The organism is Glaciecola sp. SC05, assembly GCF_041380235.1.
In the GTDB taxonomy this organism is placed as follows: domain Bacteria; phylum Pseudomonadota; class Gammaproteobacteria; order Enterobacterales; family Alteromonadaceae; genus Glaciecola.
This window is the reverse complement of sequence record NZ_JBGIYY010000005.1, coordinates 74178-93176: the sequence shown is the minus strand read 5'-3', so window position 1 is coordinate 93176 and position 18999 is coordinate 74178. Positions and strand designations below refer to the sequence as shown.

The 18999-nt window shown below is 43.8% G+C and carries 10 protein-coding genes; 4 read left to right on the top strand and 6 right to left on the bottom strand.

The window, feature by feature from the left end:
- Nucleotides 1-3: 3 nt before the first annotated feature.
- Entirely contained in the window at nt 4-1719 is a 1716-nt protein-coding gene (locus AB9H30_RS06345; RefSeq protein ID WP_371193812.1) for a GMC oxidoreductase, read from the bottom strand.
- Between the two features lie 261 nt (nt 1720-1980).
- On the opposite strand from AB9H30_RS06345, the gene AB9H30_RS06340 reads away from it, so the two are divergent.
- From AB9H30_RS06340 to AB9H30_RS06330, 3 genes are all read left to right on the top strand, one after another.
- Nucleotides 1981-2859 carry a sugar phosphate isomerase/epimerase family protein gene (locus AB9H30_RS06340; protein ID WP_371193811.1) on the top strand — a complete coding sequence of 293 codons (879 nt, stop codon included), beginning with the start codon at nt 1981-1983 and terminating at the stop codon, nt 2857-2859.
- A 9-nt stretch (nt 2860-2868) separates the two neighbouring features.
- Nucleotides 2869-5703, top strand: a complete 2835-nt coding sequence (locus AB9H30_RS06335) for a family 78 glycoside hydrolase catalytic domain (protein WP_371193810.1) — start codon at nt 2869-2871, stop codon at nt 5701-5703.
- Between the two features lie 82 nt (nt 5704-5785).
- Nucleotides 5786-7345, top strand: coding sequence for a BNR-4 repeat-containing protein (locus tag AB9H30_RS06330; RefSeq protein ID WP_371193809.1), 1560 nt, complete (start codon nt 5786-5788; stop codon nt 7343-7345).
- Nucleotides 7346-7347: 2 nt separating this feature from the next.
- On the opposite strand, the gene AB9H30_RS06325 is transcribed toward AB9H30_RS06330, so the two are convergent.
- On the bottom strand, nt 7348-9120 hold the full coding sequence (locus AB9H30_RS06325) for a sulfatase (RefSeq protein WP_371193808.1): 1773 nt from the start codon (nt 9118-9120) through the stop codon (nt 7348-7350).
- A gap of 315 nt (nt 9121-9435) precedes the next feature.
- On the opposite strand from AB9H30_RS06325, the gene AB9H30_RS06320 reads away from it, so the two are divergent.
- Nucleotides 9436-10908 carry a tetratricopeptide repeat protein gene (locus tag AB9H30_RS06320; RefSeq protein ID WP_371193807.1) on the top strand — a complete coding sequence of 491 codons (1473 nt, stop codon included), beginning with the start codon at nt 9436-9438 and terminating at the stop codon, nt 10906-10908.
- A 388-nt stretch (nt 10909-11296) separates the two neighbouring features.
- On the opposite strand, the gene AB9H30_RS06315 is transcribed toward AB9H30_RS06320, so the two are convergent.
- The 4 genes from AB9H30_RS06315 to AB9H30_RS06300 all read right to left on the bottom strand — a co-directional run bounded on the left by AB9H30_RS06315 (nt 11297) and on the right by AB9H30_RS06300 (nt 18684).
- Nucleotides 11297-12127 (bottom strand): hypothetical protein, encoded by an 831-nt coding sequence (locus AB9H30_RS06315; protein WP_371193806.1) that lies wholly within the window; start codon nt 12125-12127, stop codon nt 11297-11299.
- A 113-nt stretch (nt 12128-12240) separates the two neighbouring features.
- Nucleotides 12241-13464, bottom strand: coding sequence for a hypothetical protein (locus AB9H30_RS06310; RefSeq protein WP_371193805.1), 1224 nt, complete (start codon nt 13462-13464; stop codon nt 12241-12243).
- Between the two features lie 246 nt (nt 13465-13710).
- On the bottom strand, nt 13711-17181 hold the full coding sequence (locus tag AB9H30_RS06305) for a glycosyl hydrolase (RefSeq protein WP_371193804.1): 3471 nt from the start codon (nt 17179-17181) through the stop codon (nt 13711-13713).
- Between the two features lie 9 nt (nt 17182-17190).
- A complete protein-coding gene (locus AB9H30_RS06300) occupies nt 17191-18684 on the bottom strand; it encodes a BNR-4 repeat-containing protein (protein WP_371193803.1) in 1494 nt (497 codons plus the stop codon).
- Nucleotides 18685-18999: the final 315 nt, after the last annotated feature.

Below are 18999 nucleotides of genomic sequence, written 5' to 3'. Positions count from 1 at the left end.
GGTCTATATTGTTCCACTTTTTAATAATTTAGCAGCATAATCAGCGGCTCGCGCGGTAATTGCCATATAGGTCAGCGATGGATTTTGCGTGGCGCAAGAAGACATACAGGCTCCATCGGTAACAAATAAATTGTCTACATCGTGACTTTGCGCCCACTTGTTTAACACTGATGTTTTCGGGTCACTACCCATACAGGCGCCTCCCATTTCATGGATCCTATCGCCAATTTGGATATGATGATTGTCAGGTACTTGGTCAATTGAAATATCTGTGCAACCTGCCACTTCTAGCATTTCTTGAATGTCGATAGCGGCTTGCTTAATCATCTTGCGTTCATTGGTTTTAATTTCCGCATCTACATGCAACAACGGAATTCCCCATTGGTCTTTTTTACTGGGGTGTAAACTCGCTCTATTCTCATAGTAAGGCAGCATTTCACCGAACATGATGGTAATGAAGCGCCACACAGAATCCTGCCGACTCTTGTCTTTGGCCGTTTTACCAAGACCTTGACTGCTGGCATTTGTGCCAGTATTTCGTCGTTGCTGGGCGGTGGCTTGATAGCCATATCCGCGAACAAAATCAATGCCTTCATACTGCTCATGACGGTAGTTGGGAATATAAGTCGCGATTGGCCTGCGACCAAATGCGACCCTGTCTTCAAAACCGGGAACGACGGCATTTGTCAGCACGCCCGTAAAATGGTCCATGATGTAGTGCCCAAGTGCACCACTTGAATTGGCAATACCATTAGGAAAATATTTTGACTTGGAGTTAAGTAAGATTTGCACCGACGCAAATGCCGATGCACATAAAAATACAACTCGAGCATGATAATGACGTTCTTGTTTCGTGTTGCTGTCAATCACCGTCACACCAGATGCACGCTTAGCTTTTTCGTCGTAATTAACTTTAGTGACAATTGCGTCGGTTACTACAGTGAGATTGCCTGTGCGTTTTGCTGCAGGTAAGGTTGCTGAAAGTGAGCTAAAGTATGCTCCAAATGTGCAGCCTCTCTGGCAATAAGAACGCGCCTGGCATTGACCACGCCCTAATTCTTTTTGTTCTTGAGTAGGCTCAGTGATATTTGCAGCTCGACCAATAATGAGACGTCGGTCAGTGTAGGCTTTTGCTAAGTTATCAGAAATAAAACGTTCAGCGCAGCTCATTTCCCATGGTTTCTGGAAAACGCCATTAGGTAGTACGTCAATATCGTCTTTATTAGCCGAGATACCAACAAAGGATTCAACATAATCATACCAAGGAGCTAAATCCTCGTAGCCGATGGGCCATGCTATGCCATAGCCATCTTTTGCATTCGCTTCAAAGTCTTTTGGGCCCCAACGCAAGGATTGCCGCCCCCAAGTTAACGAGCGCCCACCTAATTGGTAGCTTCGTACCCACCTTACTGGGCGGTCTTCAGGATAAGAGATTGGATGTTCGCTATCGTCGGTGAAAAACTGTTGGGTAGCCCCTTTAAAAAAACCTTTACCTTGAATATTGGTGTAACGGGCATCTTCACCAAAACTTTCAGGCAATAAATTACGATTCTGAATGTCCCAAGGTGCCTGCATATCGCTATATTCCGGACCGCGATGTTCGACATTGCGACCACGTTCAATAACCAAAGTTTTAAAACCTTTTTCACAAAACTCTTTCGCTGCCCACCCGCCTGTTATACCAGAGCCAACAACAATTACGTCATAAATTTCTGTCATACAACCCTCTTCCGATCGCCTTAAGATCTCATATATCTAATTTTGACGACGCCGCGACGCTTAATGACCAGATTTGAGCATTTATTCACTAACAAAGCAAGGTAAAGGCATTCCATTAAAGTAAATGAGATGTTAAATATAATTTTTAACCATAAAAACAATGCTTTAAAAGCAATTTACAATACACTCTATTTTTCAAGACAATAATTAACAAATCATATACAATCACATTCAGTCAAAAAAAAGAGTGGAGAGGCGACCATGTTAAAGCCTGCTATCCTGATAGTATTGTTGTCGCTATTACCATTTTGCTTGTCCGCGCAAGCGCCTAAACGGACCAGTGATCTTCCAAAAATTAGTCTTCAACTGCATTCAGTAAAAGAACAAGTTCAACGTGATTTTAAACAAACGCTAACGCAGATTTCTGCCTTAGGCTTTGACGGAGTTGAGTTTGCTGGGCGCTATGGGCCATACGAGGATGACCCAAAAGGCCTTAAGCAGTTTTTAAGCAGTATTGGTTTAGAGGCTAGTGGCGCGCATATTCCGCTTAACAACCTACAAGGCGAGAAAGGCGAGCGCGCCTTGCTCTTTTTCAAACAGCTTGGCGTTGAGCTAGTTATCATTCCTTACGATAAACGCGCGAACGATCCAGATAACATTGCCCCTTTGAGCGAAGAGCTCACTGAGACTTTTCACCGGGCTCGTCGCATGGGGCTCACATTGGGTTATCACAATCATGCTCTAGAATTTGAGCCTTTTGAAGAGACTACTTTTTGGGATTTTATTGCCCAAAATACACCACAGGAATTTGCATTGCAGTTAGACGTTGGCTGGGCCAAATTTGCTAACAAAGACCCGGTAGACTACGTAAAACGCTACCCAAATCGAACCCTAACCACACACTATAAAATTAGAAGCTATCAAGGAAAGCCAGCGGCAGTACCTGCCCAAACTCAGGTGATATTGGGACAGGATAATTACGATTGGCAGAGCTTGATTAAAGCCAACATTGAATATGGCGGCACACAGTGGATTGTGATTGAGCAAGAGGAATACCCAGAGCCACTATCCCCCATGCAATCTGTAAAAGCCTCAATGATAGGTTTGCAAGCTGTTCTCAATAACATGAACGACAATTAGGTATTTAATATGCACATACATTCAACAATTAAGCTAAGCATACTCTGCACATTTGTGCTGATTGTAGTCGCATGCTCAACGCCTAATATCGAAATAACGCCACAGGGGTATACAAGCGCACCCACTGCCCTTTTAGTAGAGGGAAACGTGAACCCTATCAATGTTCATCGTTCGCAACCGGCGCTATCTTGGCTCGCTGGGGTTAAAAAACAACGGGCTTTTCAAATTCAGGTGGCAAGCTCAGAGTCGGGGCTGCTAAACGACAACACTGACCTTTGGGATAGCGGTAAGGTTGAGGGCCAATCGTCCCGCAACATTGCCTATGGCGGACAGCCCCTAAACAAAAACGATATTGCTTTTTGGCGAGTCAGAGTTTGGCAAGAAGGCAGCGAGACACCACAGCTGTGGAGCACCATCTCACGCTGGGAAATGGGATTACTCAGCATAGATGACTGGCAAGCCAAATGGCTGCAAGCGGCAGTTCCAAAAGTAGTTGATAGCACAGCGGCAATATCGCATTGGGTTAATTTGGTAGGTACGGTAGAGAATGAAGATGGCAGCATCGGTACGCCCGCTATCGAAAAACTTCATAGCATGCCGACCGCAAGCTTGTTTCGCTATGAATTCACTACAAACAAAGTGATTGAAAGCGCCAAATTGCACAGTACTGCGGGTGGCTATTATGAAATCTTCATCAACGGCAAAAAAGTCAAAGACCGCCTTATGGACCCGGGGCAAACCGATTTTGATAAGCGCATTCTTTACAACACCGACGAGGTCAGTCAATTTATTACGCAAGGTGAAAACGTTATCGCTGTGCATTTGGGCAGTGGCTGGTATGACGAAAATATCGCTTTTAGTCGCTGGAAAAATCCAGACGGTGACTATGCCACGCGAGACAGAGGTTCATACACCTTTGGGCAACCTACGTTTATTGCGCAGTTGGACTTGCGCTTTACCGACGGCAGCACAAGCAGCGTTTATTCGAATGAAAACTGGGTAAGCCACCCATCGCCAATAGTGAAAGAGGGCATATTTTCAGGCGAGGTGTTTGATGCCAACAAAGCTATTAAAGACTGGCATAGCATTAGCCACAGCAATAGCCACAATAATAGCCAGTGGGAAGCCGTCAAGGTACTAGAAACTTGGCCCACCCAAAGTATGCAGCCCCAGCTTTTGCCACCAATACGTGCTGTTAAAGAGATGCGCCCTGTTGCTCTATTAAATCCAAGTGAAGGCGTCTGGGTGTTTGATTTTGGGCAAAACTTCACTGGCTTGCCAAGCGTCAATTTAGACATGCTGTCCTTAGCTCCCGGTCAAGGCTTGTATCTTCGTTTCGCCGAATGGGCCGACGCCAAGGGCAATATTAGTCAATTGAGCGGCGGCAGTTGGGCAACCCACTTAAATGCAGTGAACGCATATATTGCATCTGAAAACAATGAAGGGAGCTGGACACCTAGCTTCTCATGGCATGGGTTTCGTTATATCGAGGTCACAGGCCTTAACGAAGCGCCTTCGCTTGACTTAATCACTGCCAATTTAATTCGCAGCGATGTAGAGCGAGTTGGCCATTTTGAAAGCTCCGACCCCTTACTCAATCGCATTCATAACACAGCATTGTGGACTTACGAAAGCAACCTTATGAGCGTACCCTTGGATTGCCCCATACGAGAAAAGGCAGGATGGACAGGTGATGCTCACGCTGCGCTCATTACCGGTAACTACAACTTTAATATGCAAACCTTCTGGCCCAAATATCTAGGCGATTTCAAGACCTCAATCAATATTGCGCCAACGGTTGTTCCGGGCAAACGTACCGGTGCAAAAAAGGTAGATTGGGCGGTTGCAGAAGTCTTTATTGCTTGGGAACACTATCGCCACCATGGAGACATTCAGGTGTTAAAAGACCAATACCAAAGCCTGCTTGAATACATGGAATTTGGCCAAACGCAAATGCGCGACTTTTTGATTAGCACCGGCTATGGCGACTGGTGCGATCCGGTAATTGCACCGGGCACACCTAGGGTTGGCGGCCGCGGCACCCCGCAATGGACCAGCACCACGGTTACCAGTACTGCGCTATTTACGCAAGCGGCAAACTATATGAGCAAAATTGCCCAAGTACTCGGAAAACCCAATGACCAAGAAACATTCACCACCCTGCACAACAACTTAAAAGAAGGTTTTCATCGCGCGCTATATGACGAACAAAGCGGACATTACGGCAGCCAAACTGCCGATGCAATGGCCCTCAGGTTTGAGATTACGCCTGTTGCTCTTAGACAGAGCGTTGCCGATGCTTTGAATAAAGATGTGGTCGAGAAGTGGAAGGGGCACTCTTCAGTAGGCGCTCTGGGGCAAACATGGCTCTACCTAGCGCTAAGCGACTATGGCTACGCCGACACCGCTTTTAATATTTTTAAAGCGCAGGGCTACCCTGGGTTTTCTTATCTTTTTGATGAGTTAGGTGGCACCACGCTATGGGAAAGAAAAGGCGCATTTGACCCAAACACCGGCAGAGGCCCGCTGCGCTCTTTAAATCATCCATTTCACAGCGGATACGATGGCTGGTTCTATCAAGGTTTGGGCGGCATCCGTCCCTTAGAAAACAGCGTAGGTTTTCAAGAATTCATGTTAAAACCCGCTTTCCCAAAAGGGCTGAATGAGGTGGATACGCGCTATGACAGCGGCTATGGTGTTATTGCAAGCGTTTGGCAACGTAAAGGCACTGAGATTCATTGGCGAATTACCATCCCTAACAATACTAGAGCATGGGTAGCACTACCAGATAGAGAGATGCAGTTATACTCGGCGGGCAAATATGAGTTTCGGATACCGCAATAAGGAGTCGACATAATTGGCATCATTTAACTGACTAAACTTAGGTAGTCTATCGTCATTTATTCTACTATCATGGAATGTAATAATGAAAAGTCACTTATCATTACTAGCAACAAATATCGTTCAACAAACCAAACGCCTTGGAGTGGCAAGTTTTATATTGGTTGTGACCAGCAACACAAGTTTTGCAGATGTCACTTTAGAAACCGAAGTCAAAATTACTGACTTTGCGCTGCATTTTAATGGCAAAGACCTTAATCATAACAATCTAGACAGCGCAAACACTGACCCAAATGTCTATGATTATTTTTTTGGCCCCAGTATATCGGCTCACGGAGACGCGGTAAAAACCTACAAGCATTATGTATTTATGACTTGGTATCGCGGCGGTAAAAACGACCGACACGTCATGCTCTCGCGCTACAACAAAAATACCGGCGCAATAGCAACGATAGAATTTGCGCATCGCCACACAGGTTTTAGAGGCGACCCAAACATTGGGGAGTCGCACAACACAATTGGCTTAGCGGTAAGCCCTATCAATGGCACGATTCACATGGTGTACGACCTGCATGGCTACGATGACAATAACCATGGTGGTAAATTTAAAGACGACTTTTTTCGATATTCTTATAGCACTCCAGGTACGGCAGACTTGCCTGATGAGGAATTTACCCTCGATAAATTTGTAAAAGACACCAGCTCAATTAGTGAAGGTCCTGACGATTACAAACACCTCACCATGACCGGAGATTTGAGCGATAAAAATGACTTTGCACGTTTAACTTACCCTAAGTTTTTTACCACCACCGACGGCACCTTACTACTTTACATGCGCCTTGGAGGTAACAATAATGGCGCTTATGTATTTAATCGCTATGATGCAAAAGAGCAGCATTGGTCCACATTCACCAAGTTTAATCATAATAACCAGATAACCCAAGGAAACCCTTATAATTGGGGTTTGTACGGAAACATGAAGTATATCAATGGCAAGCTTCGGGTTGGTTTTCAACAACGCTCTAATAACAACAAAGATAAATACCTTTACCAAAACGGTGTTTACTATGCTTATTCAGACCACCCTGAAGGCTCTGGCGATTGGAAAAACCATAAAGGTGAAAGCATGACCTTTCCTTTAGTTAACACCGACGAAATAAAGGTATTTGAACCCGGTGATTATATTTCTCATATAGAAGAAAACTCTGTTCATATTGTAGGTGGATTTGACTGGACGGTCACTGAGAAAGGCGATATTCATATCATCAGCCTTGTCCGTTCAACAGACCGTGCGCGTGAGGATTATCAAGAGCTTCCATTACATTCTTATAAGCCAGCAGGTGCAAAAGAGTTTATCGTGTCAACCGACTTCAGTGGTGCCTCCTCTATCTACACTGCAGGTGACGATATCTACATTATAGGGCTTAATAATGGCTTCCCCTATATTGAAAAAGCAAAAGGCGGCACTAACGACTTTCAGCGTGTTTATGAAGCCTCACAGGGTAAAAAATTTGAACATGGCGTTATTTATATCAAAGATGGAAAAGTCTACTATTATTTGATGGAAAGTCCCGCTAAAGCATTACAAACAACGCAAGCGCTGTATTTACAGATCATAGATTTAGGCTTAACCACTAGTAAGTGATGTCAGTGCTTTACGGTAAAGCTAAGCATCTCACTTTCGGTGTATCCGATACGGTGAGCAAGCACACGGTATTTTTCGCCTTCACGTACCTTAAACGGCCCTTGATAGAGCTGCCAGCCTGCTGTGTCAGATGATGCTGGCAGCGCTTGATAAGAAATCGTTGCCCCTGGAGTATCACTGCTCAATGTGAGTAAACCTTCTTTGACCGACATCACAGGGGCTTTGGTTAGTGGCTTTTTTGCATGCCCTTGCCAAAGCTCCGCTATGAGTTTACGCTCAGGGTGATTTGGATTGTCGCCTATCTCGTCTAACCAACGTATATTTTCAGCACGCATCGCCGCCAGTATGTGTTGATATTCAACCTCGCCCGCAAGGTTGTTTAACTCATGCGGATCGGCAATCGTATCAAATAGCTCTTCGAGTGGTTTTGATTCTCTAAACCACTGCGCCTGCGCTTCGGTCAGTTGTCCGGCTTCGCGCAAGCGCAATAGCTCTTGCATGGTGGGTATTTTTTCTCGATATGCGACGGGTAAATAATATCCCTGCTCTGGTCGGTAGTTACGAATATATTTATATCGCTTATTTTTGACGGCGCGAATGCTATCGGTAAACCCATCAAAGCGGTCAGCAGCAGCGTGAATATATGTACGTTCTCCATCAGCTTGCTGCGTATATTCATCAAGAAAATTGACGCCATCCATATGAGCGGGGATCTGCCGTCCGGCTAAGGCTAGTGTAGATGGAGGGAAATCAATGAAACTGATCAGTTGATCATCCTTTGTGCCACCATTTTGAGCATTAGGAAAGCGAATAATCATAGGAACCTTAAGGCCGCTATCGTAAATCAAGCGTTTTTGCCGTGGCAGCGGCCCCCCGTGATCTGAATAAAATACAATCACCGTGTTATCAAATAGGCCATCGTCTTTTAACTGCTGCAGGACTGCTGCAATTTGTTTATCAGTCTCGGCGAGGTTATTGTATACCTTCCACATATCTCTGCGCACAAGATCGGTGTCTGGCAGGTAGGGAGGGATCGGAAAATCAATATCTTTGCTAACGTGTATTGGCGTGTCTTGCTCTGCGCTTTTAACCGAGTGCTGTTGCGGCAAAGCATTAATTTTTGCTTCATCATCAGAAAAGTAATGCCTTGATTCAATCAATCTGAAGCCATAAGGCTCAAACAAGCCAGATTCATGTGTTGTGGTAAAATTTACCACCGCAAAAAACGGCTTACCCTCAGGACGCTTTCGCCAATGAGCGTGGGGACCGCTTTCATCCCAAGCAGCCCTTGGTGGGGTAAATTGATAATCTGTTTTTAAGTTATTAGTGGTGTAGTAGCCAGCCTCTCGCATATATTGACTGAGCATTTTTGCTTCCGGCGGCGGCACGGCTTCGTATTTTGGCAGCCCCGTGGTTTCCGTATTAGAAGTCGTGCGCATATGATTAGCGCCAATGCCAGAAGGATACATTCCCAAAGCCAGAGCCGCGCGACTCGGTGAACACACACCCGACGTCGAATACACATTGGTATAGGTAACGCCCTGCTCCGCCAAAGCGCTGATGGCTGGGGTGTCGATAGTGTTATCGCCGTATGCAGCTAGTATTGGGCTCATGTCCTCTACTACTAGCCATAGGATATTGGGCGTTGATAGGCTTAATGCCTTGCGTGGTGTATCTGCATCTATTGCACTATTCCACTTAGAACTCGCCGAAAGATTGAAACTAAGGCAAACGAAAAGAATAATAAATTTGCACTTGTTGCTTAGCAATTTCATAAAATAAAGACCACCGTTGTTTGGATGTCGCCTACTGCGCAAAGTACGCAGAAGTTGAAATATTTCCAGTAGTAAAATACCTTAAGCAAACAAAATCAATACTTTTTAATCAAAACAAGTCATAATTACTCGGCTAGTTTAGTATAAACTTAGTATTCCTTATACGCTAGCCGGCAGTATGTCAGTGTTATCATGTTGATCTTTACAGAACTTTTACACAATAACAGAGCTCACATCATTACAATATGAGCGAGTTTGACTTACTATAGAATGGCAGGACCAAAGATACAAAACTCACAAATTAGGCAGTCCCCGATGCACAAACAAGCGCTTTTATTTATTCTATTATGCTTCTCTTTCTCCACCATGTCGGCAGATATTTTTTTAGCCGACCGCCAGTTTACTGAAAAAAAGTATGAACAAGCAAAAGCGTCTTATCTAGAAGCGGCGGAACTAGGCAATCCTCACGCCTATTATCAATTAGCAAATATGTATTTCAACGGTCTCGGCGGCGATAAAGACCCCATCAACGCGATGCTTTATTTTTATTTAGCAGCCGAGCAAAACTTTCATAATTCAGAAAAGTTAATTACCGATATTTTAGCCTCACTATCGCCTGACGAAAAAGATAACGTGCTGAAAATATTAGACGAATACAAACAAAGCCACGGCAAACAGCAGATTTTGCAACGATACTTTCCAATTATCGATAAAGAAAAACAACAAACTCTACTTACATTCAACGGTGAAGAAACGCTGAAAACAGTCTTTCATCCTGAAGATGCTGACATGGAAAACTTTATGTCAACATTTGGAGGCGATACCTTTTTTGAAGACGACGGAAGCTCTGACTTTGCAGAGGATTCTATTGAGTTGCTTATATCGACTCCAAAAACTCCGTTTTTGATACTGGATCATGATATTCATACCGATGGCTCTGTTCGTTATTCAACTCAGGTGCAAAAATTCGGTTTATATAAACCACTCCTCGAGCAATTTGCCTTGTTCCCACTAGCAACTCCTGAATTCAATGGCACACCCGTTGATTTTGCCAGCAGAACCTATCTTGGTGCAGCGGCTCTAAACAAATTTGCCTTGCTGAACGAAAATCCGAAAATATATGAGCAGGTAATCCGCCAAACTCGCAAATTTAAAAATGGTAAAACAATTAGTGATCGTTTTAACCTTGCGATTCTAATGCTAAACTTTCCTTGGGTTGAGCAAACAGAAAATGAGGCTGAAGAAATACTGCTGAGTTTGTCAAAGCAAGGCCACTCCCCTGCAATGTACGAGTATGGATTTAAGTTATACCGCGAGCAAAGAGATATTGAACAAGCTATTTTTTGGATTTCAGAAGCCAGCAAATATGGCTTAGTGCGGGCAGAATATCGCCTCGCAAAAATATTACAATCCAGTCCGTGGGTGATTAACGATGAAAAGAAAGCCCTATTTTGGTTTGAGTCAGCAATGGAAAAAGGAGAAATATCAGCTCGGATTCGTGCCACCGATATCTTATTTACGAGTACAGATGAATCCATTCAAAGTTACGACTTGGCTGTCGAATATTTAAAAGTACTAGAAGAGTTTGGCATTGATGACCCTGAGTATCATTATTTAACTGCTCTCAAGTTCAAACAAGGCGAACACCGCAATATCAAACTTGCCGTGGAAAATTTAGAAAAAGCGATATTCAGAGGACAGTTAAACAATTGGGACGTGTCTGCTTGGCAAGATCTTTTACGCGATATCACCACTGGCAAAATATTTGTGACCGATTTCGAGAGCTAGCATATGAAAATCGCACAACAATACGTAAGGACCTAATGCTAAGCAAGCTATTCAAAGATGCTTGTGTAAGAAACAAGTACCTTTGCGTGAGACGTTTACTTAGGCTGATGCCAGAAAGCCTTCAACAAACGGCTATTTGGAATGTTGAATTGTCGTAACTTAGAGCCGTCATTTAACCTTGATTGACTGAAAAGTTAGTTCATGACCAAAGTTACAGTGAGCTATGTGGTATTTGAGCGACAGCTAACGACAAATAATAGCAGACAGTCAACGCTTACCTTTGGGACAAAAATGCGCAGGCGATAATCTCAAAGTGCCACGTGTTTGTGTCCTAGTGACCGAAGAGGGGGTGACAATAGCGTTTTGTTAGCCTTTTATCTGTACATTTTTATTTTATTAGTTCTTCGACTGGGAACACACCCAATTTCAGTTGGTTTCTTTTCTTACATTTGGGACACTCCCAACTGATACCCTGTTTTATTTCATAATTCCAAAGTTCAACCAATTTATCGCACTCTTTGTTTGAGCACGGAACCTTATGCATATGAGGTTTCACAGTGTACGAAAGAGGTTTACTTTCACTTGGAAATAAGGTGTATGTAGCTTCGCAAGAAGGGCAAGGTGCATACAAATTCTCACTCTGTTGAGGCTGTCCTTCAAAAGGTATTCGTCGAAAAACCTTTCCTTCGCAATTATTACAAGTCCAATCAATCGTATTTTTGATATTAAGATTAAAAATTGGGGAAGATAGCACTTGATCAGCTATTTGTATAAGCTCCCAACAAGTCTTTGATATTTTTTCAGCCGTGGGACTTTTATTTCCTTCAATGTTTTCTATAGTCGGAGTGTGTAGAAATGCTCCTAATTTATCGTAATATTTTTTAATTTCTTGGAGCGAAAAGACTAATTCTTGGCCCAGCGATTTCATGTTATCAGGTGATGGCTCACCAGTCTTTTCATTTATTCCAATTGCCAGTCCCGCACCTTGGTCTGCATAGCTATCAATTTCTAATAGAAAATTTAGTAGCTTTCTCGGCTGCCAAATTCTGAATGCTTTAGCAGGTAATTCCTTTCTATAAACTTTTGCCCTATCGTAGATTAGAGCTTCTAGTAACATCCTTAAATCAAGTGCTGCATAATTCAGTCTAAATTCATGTTCTGACTGTATATGAGCTTTGGCACTTTCTAATAATTTAGAAGAATGATTCCGATAGTTCATCAATGCACCCCGATGACTAACACTTGCAGCATGGGCCCACAAAAAAGCGCAGTGTTTTGGGTTTCCCAGCGACCAGCGGGAGAGAATACTTGCATTTGTTAGATTTCTTAACCTCACTCATCTTCATTCTCGGTTAGATCTATCAAAGATTCCATTCTTCTAGCTATGTGTTTGTCAGCAGTCAGAAGCCTAACTTTTTTATGTGTCTGCAAATCAATTAGCTGATCTCGTATGAGTGCTGCCGATTCAGCAACAATTTCTCTGATAATTGGTGCTGCGGTGTTGCTATAGTAAACGTTCCGAACGTTACCGAAAGTAGTAAGGCCTCCGGGTGTTCCGATATACGTCAATACGAGCCAAAGAACGATATCTTTTCGTATTTCCTCAGGGCAGTAATCCAGCCCGCCTATTTCTCGAAATGAACGGAGTAGTTCCCCATGCTGGTTGTACGCTGCCCAATTTGTTCCTACCTGCTTCATTTGTACTAAGACTTCAGTGAAAAAATCCTTTAGTTGATTTTTCCTCAAGTAAGGAAGCGATCCGCTCGCAAGTGCGACACGAACATGACGTCTTTCTAGTTTACTTCTCCCGACTTTTTCCTGAAGATGCTGTGCCACTTGAAGCTTAACAGGGTTTTGTATGTGCTGCTCAAGCCCGTTGAGAATTGAGAATGCATTCTGTTGGACGATGTCAGATTTGCTTTTATCAAGAGCAATTGAAATTAGGAATTTAAGTATTTCAGTTTGACGTGGTTGGGGCGCATGAGCAAAGTCATCTACCAATGTATCTGATGCAGTAACAGGTTCTGACTCTTCTACGATATCCTTGACATCAGTAACCTTTAACAAGTGGATTGGGTCTTTCTGAAGAATAACTTCTATACATGTCTTAAAGATGTATACGCAATCTTCTACACCCGCCTCGTACTCATCGTCTTCGTGCTCTAAATCCCTTCTGATCTCGTAGCACCTAGAGACTCGCCTCCATTCTGGGCGTGAAAGCAGACCCATTCGATACGCCAAATCAATTACTTTTGCAGTTGAGTAGTTTTCGATATCTTCTGCGGTTTCGACAGAAGGGAGCTTATGGGATTTCGCCGCCTCACCGGCGATATCTAAACCCGCAATAATGATTTTTTCTTTTAGATCGTGAATTGCGGCATTCAGCAGCCTTTGGCAAGCGCTACTCGGGTCGACAGAAACGAGCCTCTGGACACGCGAGATCAGGCTCTTTGCTTTCCACGCCGGACGAATTTGATCAAGCAACGCTGGAACACCGGACGCCTCGACGAGTGCCGCGTTTGGGGAAACTACCGCAATATCTTGATTCTTGCTCATACTTTTCCTTCAAATCTAACAGCTAATTACTGTGACTTTATATTAACCGCGTTTCCCCTGAAAAACCATAATCTGTGTTTTCATAGGAAAACATTTCCGACTGTCTGCTTCACGTACACAGGTGCCGGAGCTTTACACAAACTACAGCCTAGTTGTTCTAATCAAGCCCAATCGGCCCCCTTCAAATAAAAATTCTCATAGCTTCATTACCAATTAAAAATATCCAACATGATTATGCTTGCACGTTTAATCCACCCGCTTCGTCTTTTTAAACATCAAACGCACGGGGCCAATCAAGCCAGAACTTGCTTTCTCGTCACTTGCTTTAAAAAAGGGCTGGGTGGTGAAGGTGATGCGCTCAGTAGGCGGTGGCGCTTCGTTGTTTTTATACCAATCCACCATAAGCGTGGTGACATTATTACTTGTCGTGGCGACTTCAAATCCGCTAGTGTCAGGTAATGCTTCATCGGCAATAAGGCGGTTGACCCACAAATTAGCAACTTCAACTCTCAATACATTTTCACCTGTTTTTAAATATTCAGTAATATCTAATTGGTGAGGGGGCATCCAACTTACGGCCACATGTTTATCATTTACATACACACTGGCACTTACCGCTACAGTACCTAAGTCTAACCAAGTTTCACTTGAATTGTTTTCTTCTATTGTAAATTTGCTTTGATAGCGGGCGGTGCCTGAATAGTCTTGTATCTCTTGTTCAGGATGCACTGCCCAATCCACTAGCTGCTTAAAGGTAAAAGTTTTATCTAAGCCATAAAACCCGTCAAAAGTGACCTGCCAAGGGCCATTCAATTGTTGGGGCTCAGGCAGTTGGTTAAAGCTGATTTGCTGTTGCGCTGAAAGTTGATAGTCACCTAAACGCTCAGCAGTCGCGTTGAGTTGATGACTTTCGTCAAGGGATAGGATTAGCCCTTTTTCGAGGCTTGCTTTACTGTGCTCACTGGGTGAAATGCGATTTACATCACCGGCATATTCTCTAAATACAACAAACATAGATTGGTGCTTTTCCAACAAAAACTGCACACTGGTTTGCCCATCGTTATCCAATGCAAATACGCCTGTTTTGCGAATTTCGCCGGTGATTGGATCCCAAAGTTCTGGAATTTTGTTAGCCACGTCAAAACTTGCCTCAAACACAGCAGCAGAGTCTTTAGGGTTATATAGAAAGTAGAAATCGGCATCTGCGCTTTTACGATGGGTATAAAACACATCTTCGATGCCTTTTACGTTCATATCCAAGAAAAATCCATTTTCTTCGTATAATGATGGCAAATCTAAGCTCGAGTAGGTGGTTTTTTGTGACCATATGTAGTCAAGCATTTGCGTAAACGAGGCTATATCAGTCTCACTTGCCCGCCAATTAGCTAATTGACTGGGGCGTTTGCCAACAATTACAACGCCTTGCTTTGCGAGGTCATATAAAGAGCGTGTAGATTCAAGACTGATGCTATCGACATTGGTTAAATATAACCATTTATAGCTCGCGCCATTGGGTAAGACTAAGCGGGAATCTGACGCACTGAGCTGTTTGTTTAAAACCTCTGAATTTAAGCAGTCGTAGTTGATTGATGCTGGTAATACTTGCATGGCTTTAAACTTGTCTGGACACGCCGTAGGCGAGGCATCGCCTAAATACCAAAGTACGTCAGATTGGGCGACACCCTGCCGCAATAGGTACTGAGTTCGCGCCATGTAAGTGAACCAAGCTTTACCAGCCGTATTCCACCACGGCTGAGTGCGATCAAAATGCGAGCCCCAGCGATTCATGGTCATTCCAGGCATAACATGTGTATTTGCCTGATGCGCAAAGCGATGAAAGACCATTTCATTGACACCAAGAGCGTATCCTCTATCACCGTCTATTTTTGCCATAGCAGGATAAAAGCGCCAATTATGATTTTGCTGCGCGGTAAAGGCTTCTGCAGAGGTGATGTTTTTGCCATATATACGACTCGCTGAAGCTGCCGCTGCAATCTTCATATTGTCGCGCTTTAACCAAAACTCACCCATCGGAATATCTGCTGCGCCGCCGGCATCGAGATCATTAAAGGGGCCAAAGCCATAGGGTTCAATGTAGGTTTTTACGCCGTCTTTATTGGCTAGTTCGGTAAAATAACGATAGTAGTTATCGACAATTAATTCACCGTTTAATTGGCGCGTATCCCACAATACACCTTCGGATATATGGGCGTTATCGACAAATTTTCCTGCAAATAGCGGTAGATAAGGCATTAGACTATAAGCAAAGCGTTTTTCAAATAGCGACTCATAACCATGCGTCCAGTTTTGTCCACCGACCTCGTAGCTATCAATTTCGACAAATTGCGTAGCATTGGGCGCAACGACTTTGGCACGATCTAAGACTCTCTTGAGATATGCTTGGTAATGAATCGCAAATGCTTCGCGGCTGAATTTATCGACTTCAAGGCCAGTTCCCTCTTTGGATGCAGGAATATTTACCGCACCAGTACTGGTGTAGCCAAAGCGCATAATTGTCCATTTGCCGGGCGGCAGCTGTGCATCTAACTGACCATCGGGTGTCATGTTAGCGCTCAAATCAATAACTGAAGACGATAAAATAATATCCTTTTCTGACGGCTCACCAATATTCTTAAAATTAACATAGTCGGTTCTAGCAACAGAGCTTCTGCCTAAGTAGTTATCAATTAAGTGATTGGCCGATAACGACATCTCTTGCACGTAAAAGGTTTGGTTTGCATACAAGCGGAAGTATTTGGCAGTCGCGGGTTGGATGACGGCGTCAGCCGCCCACAAATTTTTGCCCGGTCGACGGGTATCGAACTCTTCATGAAAGCTAAACTTTTTGCCATCGTTAGAGGTGTAAAGCGCAAATTTGAGGCCTCGCCCGCTAAAGAACAAAGCGTCGATACTTCGGACAGTCTGCGCATTGGCATATGCAAACTGGATCCATGGCATCTCATTAGTTTCAAAGCTAGGCTGACTGTCGATGTTTGAATCAAGCACAACGCTCGATGCAAAGTTTGCTTGATAAGAAATTTCGGTATGCGCTTGACTACGCTGATCAGACACAATGTCAGGTTCAAAGCTATCATTTGAGGCGCTAATGGTGGCTATCATTTCGGCGTTTTGAATATCAGCTTCTAGGGAAGGATAGGCAATAATGGCGATGTCCTCATAATAATCAAACAAAGCGTCTGCTTGCTGTAATGGCACTGAAATAGCCCCGCCTTCAGTAATATGCTCTGTCCACACGACTTTTTTCATTGAATGCTCGGGAGTGACCCATGGTCCGCCGCTTGAGGTCCAGCCGTCTGAATTATGTATCCCAAAAGACAAACCTAAGCGCTCAGACTCTGCTGCCATATGAGTAATGATATCGACGTGACGGTCAGAGTTGAATTTAATGTCGCCTATAGGAATACCTTGAGTCACATTAAACAAAATAGTGCCCCCTACTCCAACTTCGTCGAGGGCTTCTAAGTCTTTTGTAATGCCAGCCTTTGACATATTGCCGCTCATCGCATGAAACCATGTTAAGGGTTTGGTCGCATCCGTCGGGTTAGCAAAATGCTTTTCTAGCGAGATGTCTTTTTGTGCGCTTTGTTGCACCTGCAGTTTTGCATCTAATGATTGATTCGCGTCGTCTGGTTTACCTGAGCCGCAGGAGAATAAAGCAAGCGTTAATAAGAAAGCCGAAGTATTTTGAATTTTCATGGCGGTTTACTATTCTCCAATTTTGAAATCGTACACATATATGGGAGATGACTGCCCATACTCATCGTTTTCAGGTTGTCTATGCCAGATTAAGCTGAGCTTCCCTGAAGCTATTAAGCTAAGGTCCCAAGTGATATAACCACTTTCAATGGTGTGAGGCTCAGTGGCAAGTTTAGATAGGGGAATCTCTTGCCAGTCGGTAAAATCGTTTTCACGTCTAGAATAGTAAATTTTTGCCTGTTGCCTGCCAGTCATCGCGAACATTCTATCGCCTATTGTTCGCACACTGACATTTGATGCGCTAAAACCAAAATCTTGTGTATGCCAACTACCATCTTTTTCGCGTTGATAACGATGTAAAATGCTATTTTCAGATGGGCTTGGTTTATGTTCGATAAACGCGTGATAGATACCTGTCTTAGCATCAATAACCGAATTTAATGAGACATTAGACGGCATCAACGGAGTCGGTATATCAATCACCTGCAAACCTTGAGTTTCTACAGACAGCTTTTCACCTTTACTGGTATCAACCACTAGCTCACCGCTTGAACGATGCCATGTAATACCTTCGTCATCGCTGTAAGCGTAGTATAAGCCTTGGTTGCAGTCGCGGCCGTCGTTTGATCCCCCAGGATTGCAATTAACCGGCCTTTCTCTGAATAACCAACTAATATGCATGCGCCCATTGGCATCCACTTTAGGCCCTCCGAGTATATAAGGACCGCGACTAGTGGATTCAGTATTGTCGGTTACAGTTTTAACAAAGCGTCCGTCTCGAGAAGATATTTTACGGACAAAATCCCATTCACTGCGATTGGCATCGTACCTTGCAAGAGTCATTTCACCTCGAGTCGACCCACCGCTTCTAAAGTACATGAGTAAGTTTCCGGTCGGGAGGTCGTGAAAAGTCGGATAGGTCACTCTACCAACCGCATCCTTACCCAAGCCCATATTGCGTTCAAATGCAAAAACCTTGTCATCCCACACGACCGCTTCAGGATTATCTGCGACCCCTTTAATCGTTCTCGCATAATTAACTCGGTCAGTGTTGTGATGGTCAAAGCTAATATGGATTGCCCCATCCCCTCTTGATATTGCGATAGACGCGCGATTGTGCGCATCATGGGAGGTTACGCGATAGACAGGTAGCGTAGAGTGCTGCCATTTATCGCTGCCCTCTTTTCGCCTCGCAATAATTACCTCAGCAAAAAAGTCACCAAAACCGCCTCGATCTCTTGCACTGTAGTAAATAACATATTGATAGCCATTGTAACTTATGGCGCTCGCACCCAGCGGCCCTTGAAACATCGGCTTGCCATTTCGTGCTCTGTCGCTCCCATCGGAGGTATGTGAGGCTGCGGTTAACATAGACTGTTGGCTTAGCTCTGCGCGCGAAAACAGTGTTAATTCATCTGCAGCGCTTATGGAATGATACATGCTCAAACTAAGTAGCAATGACACTTGAACGATGTAACCAAAGATGGCATTTATACTGCGCACAAACTCACCCATTGATTGAAATTGATTTTATCTGACTTCATTTGATTACACAGTAACACTTGACATTTCGAATGTAAATTTAAAGTAAATGAAAGAGATAAAGCCGCTATTTGCCTCTGTCCAAGGCTATTTGGTAGCTGTTAATGGCACTGAATTATAAAAATAGCATGGTTTTATCTTCAGGCTAGTGTGCAAATCACACTTTATGATTCGACTGGGGGGCTTAGCACCATCAAATTTCTTGACTGATCCCGCATTCTTACAAAAAGGATAAAAATCAACGCGCCTCCCCAACGCTTTTTGTCGATTTACCGG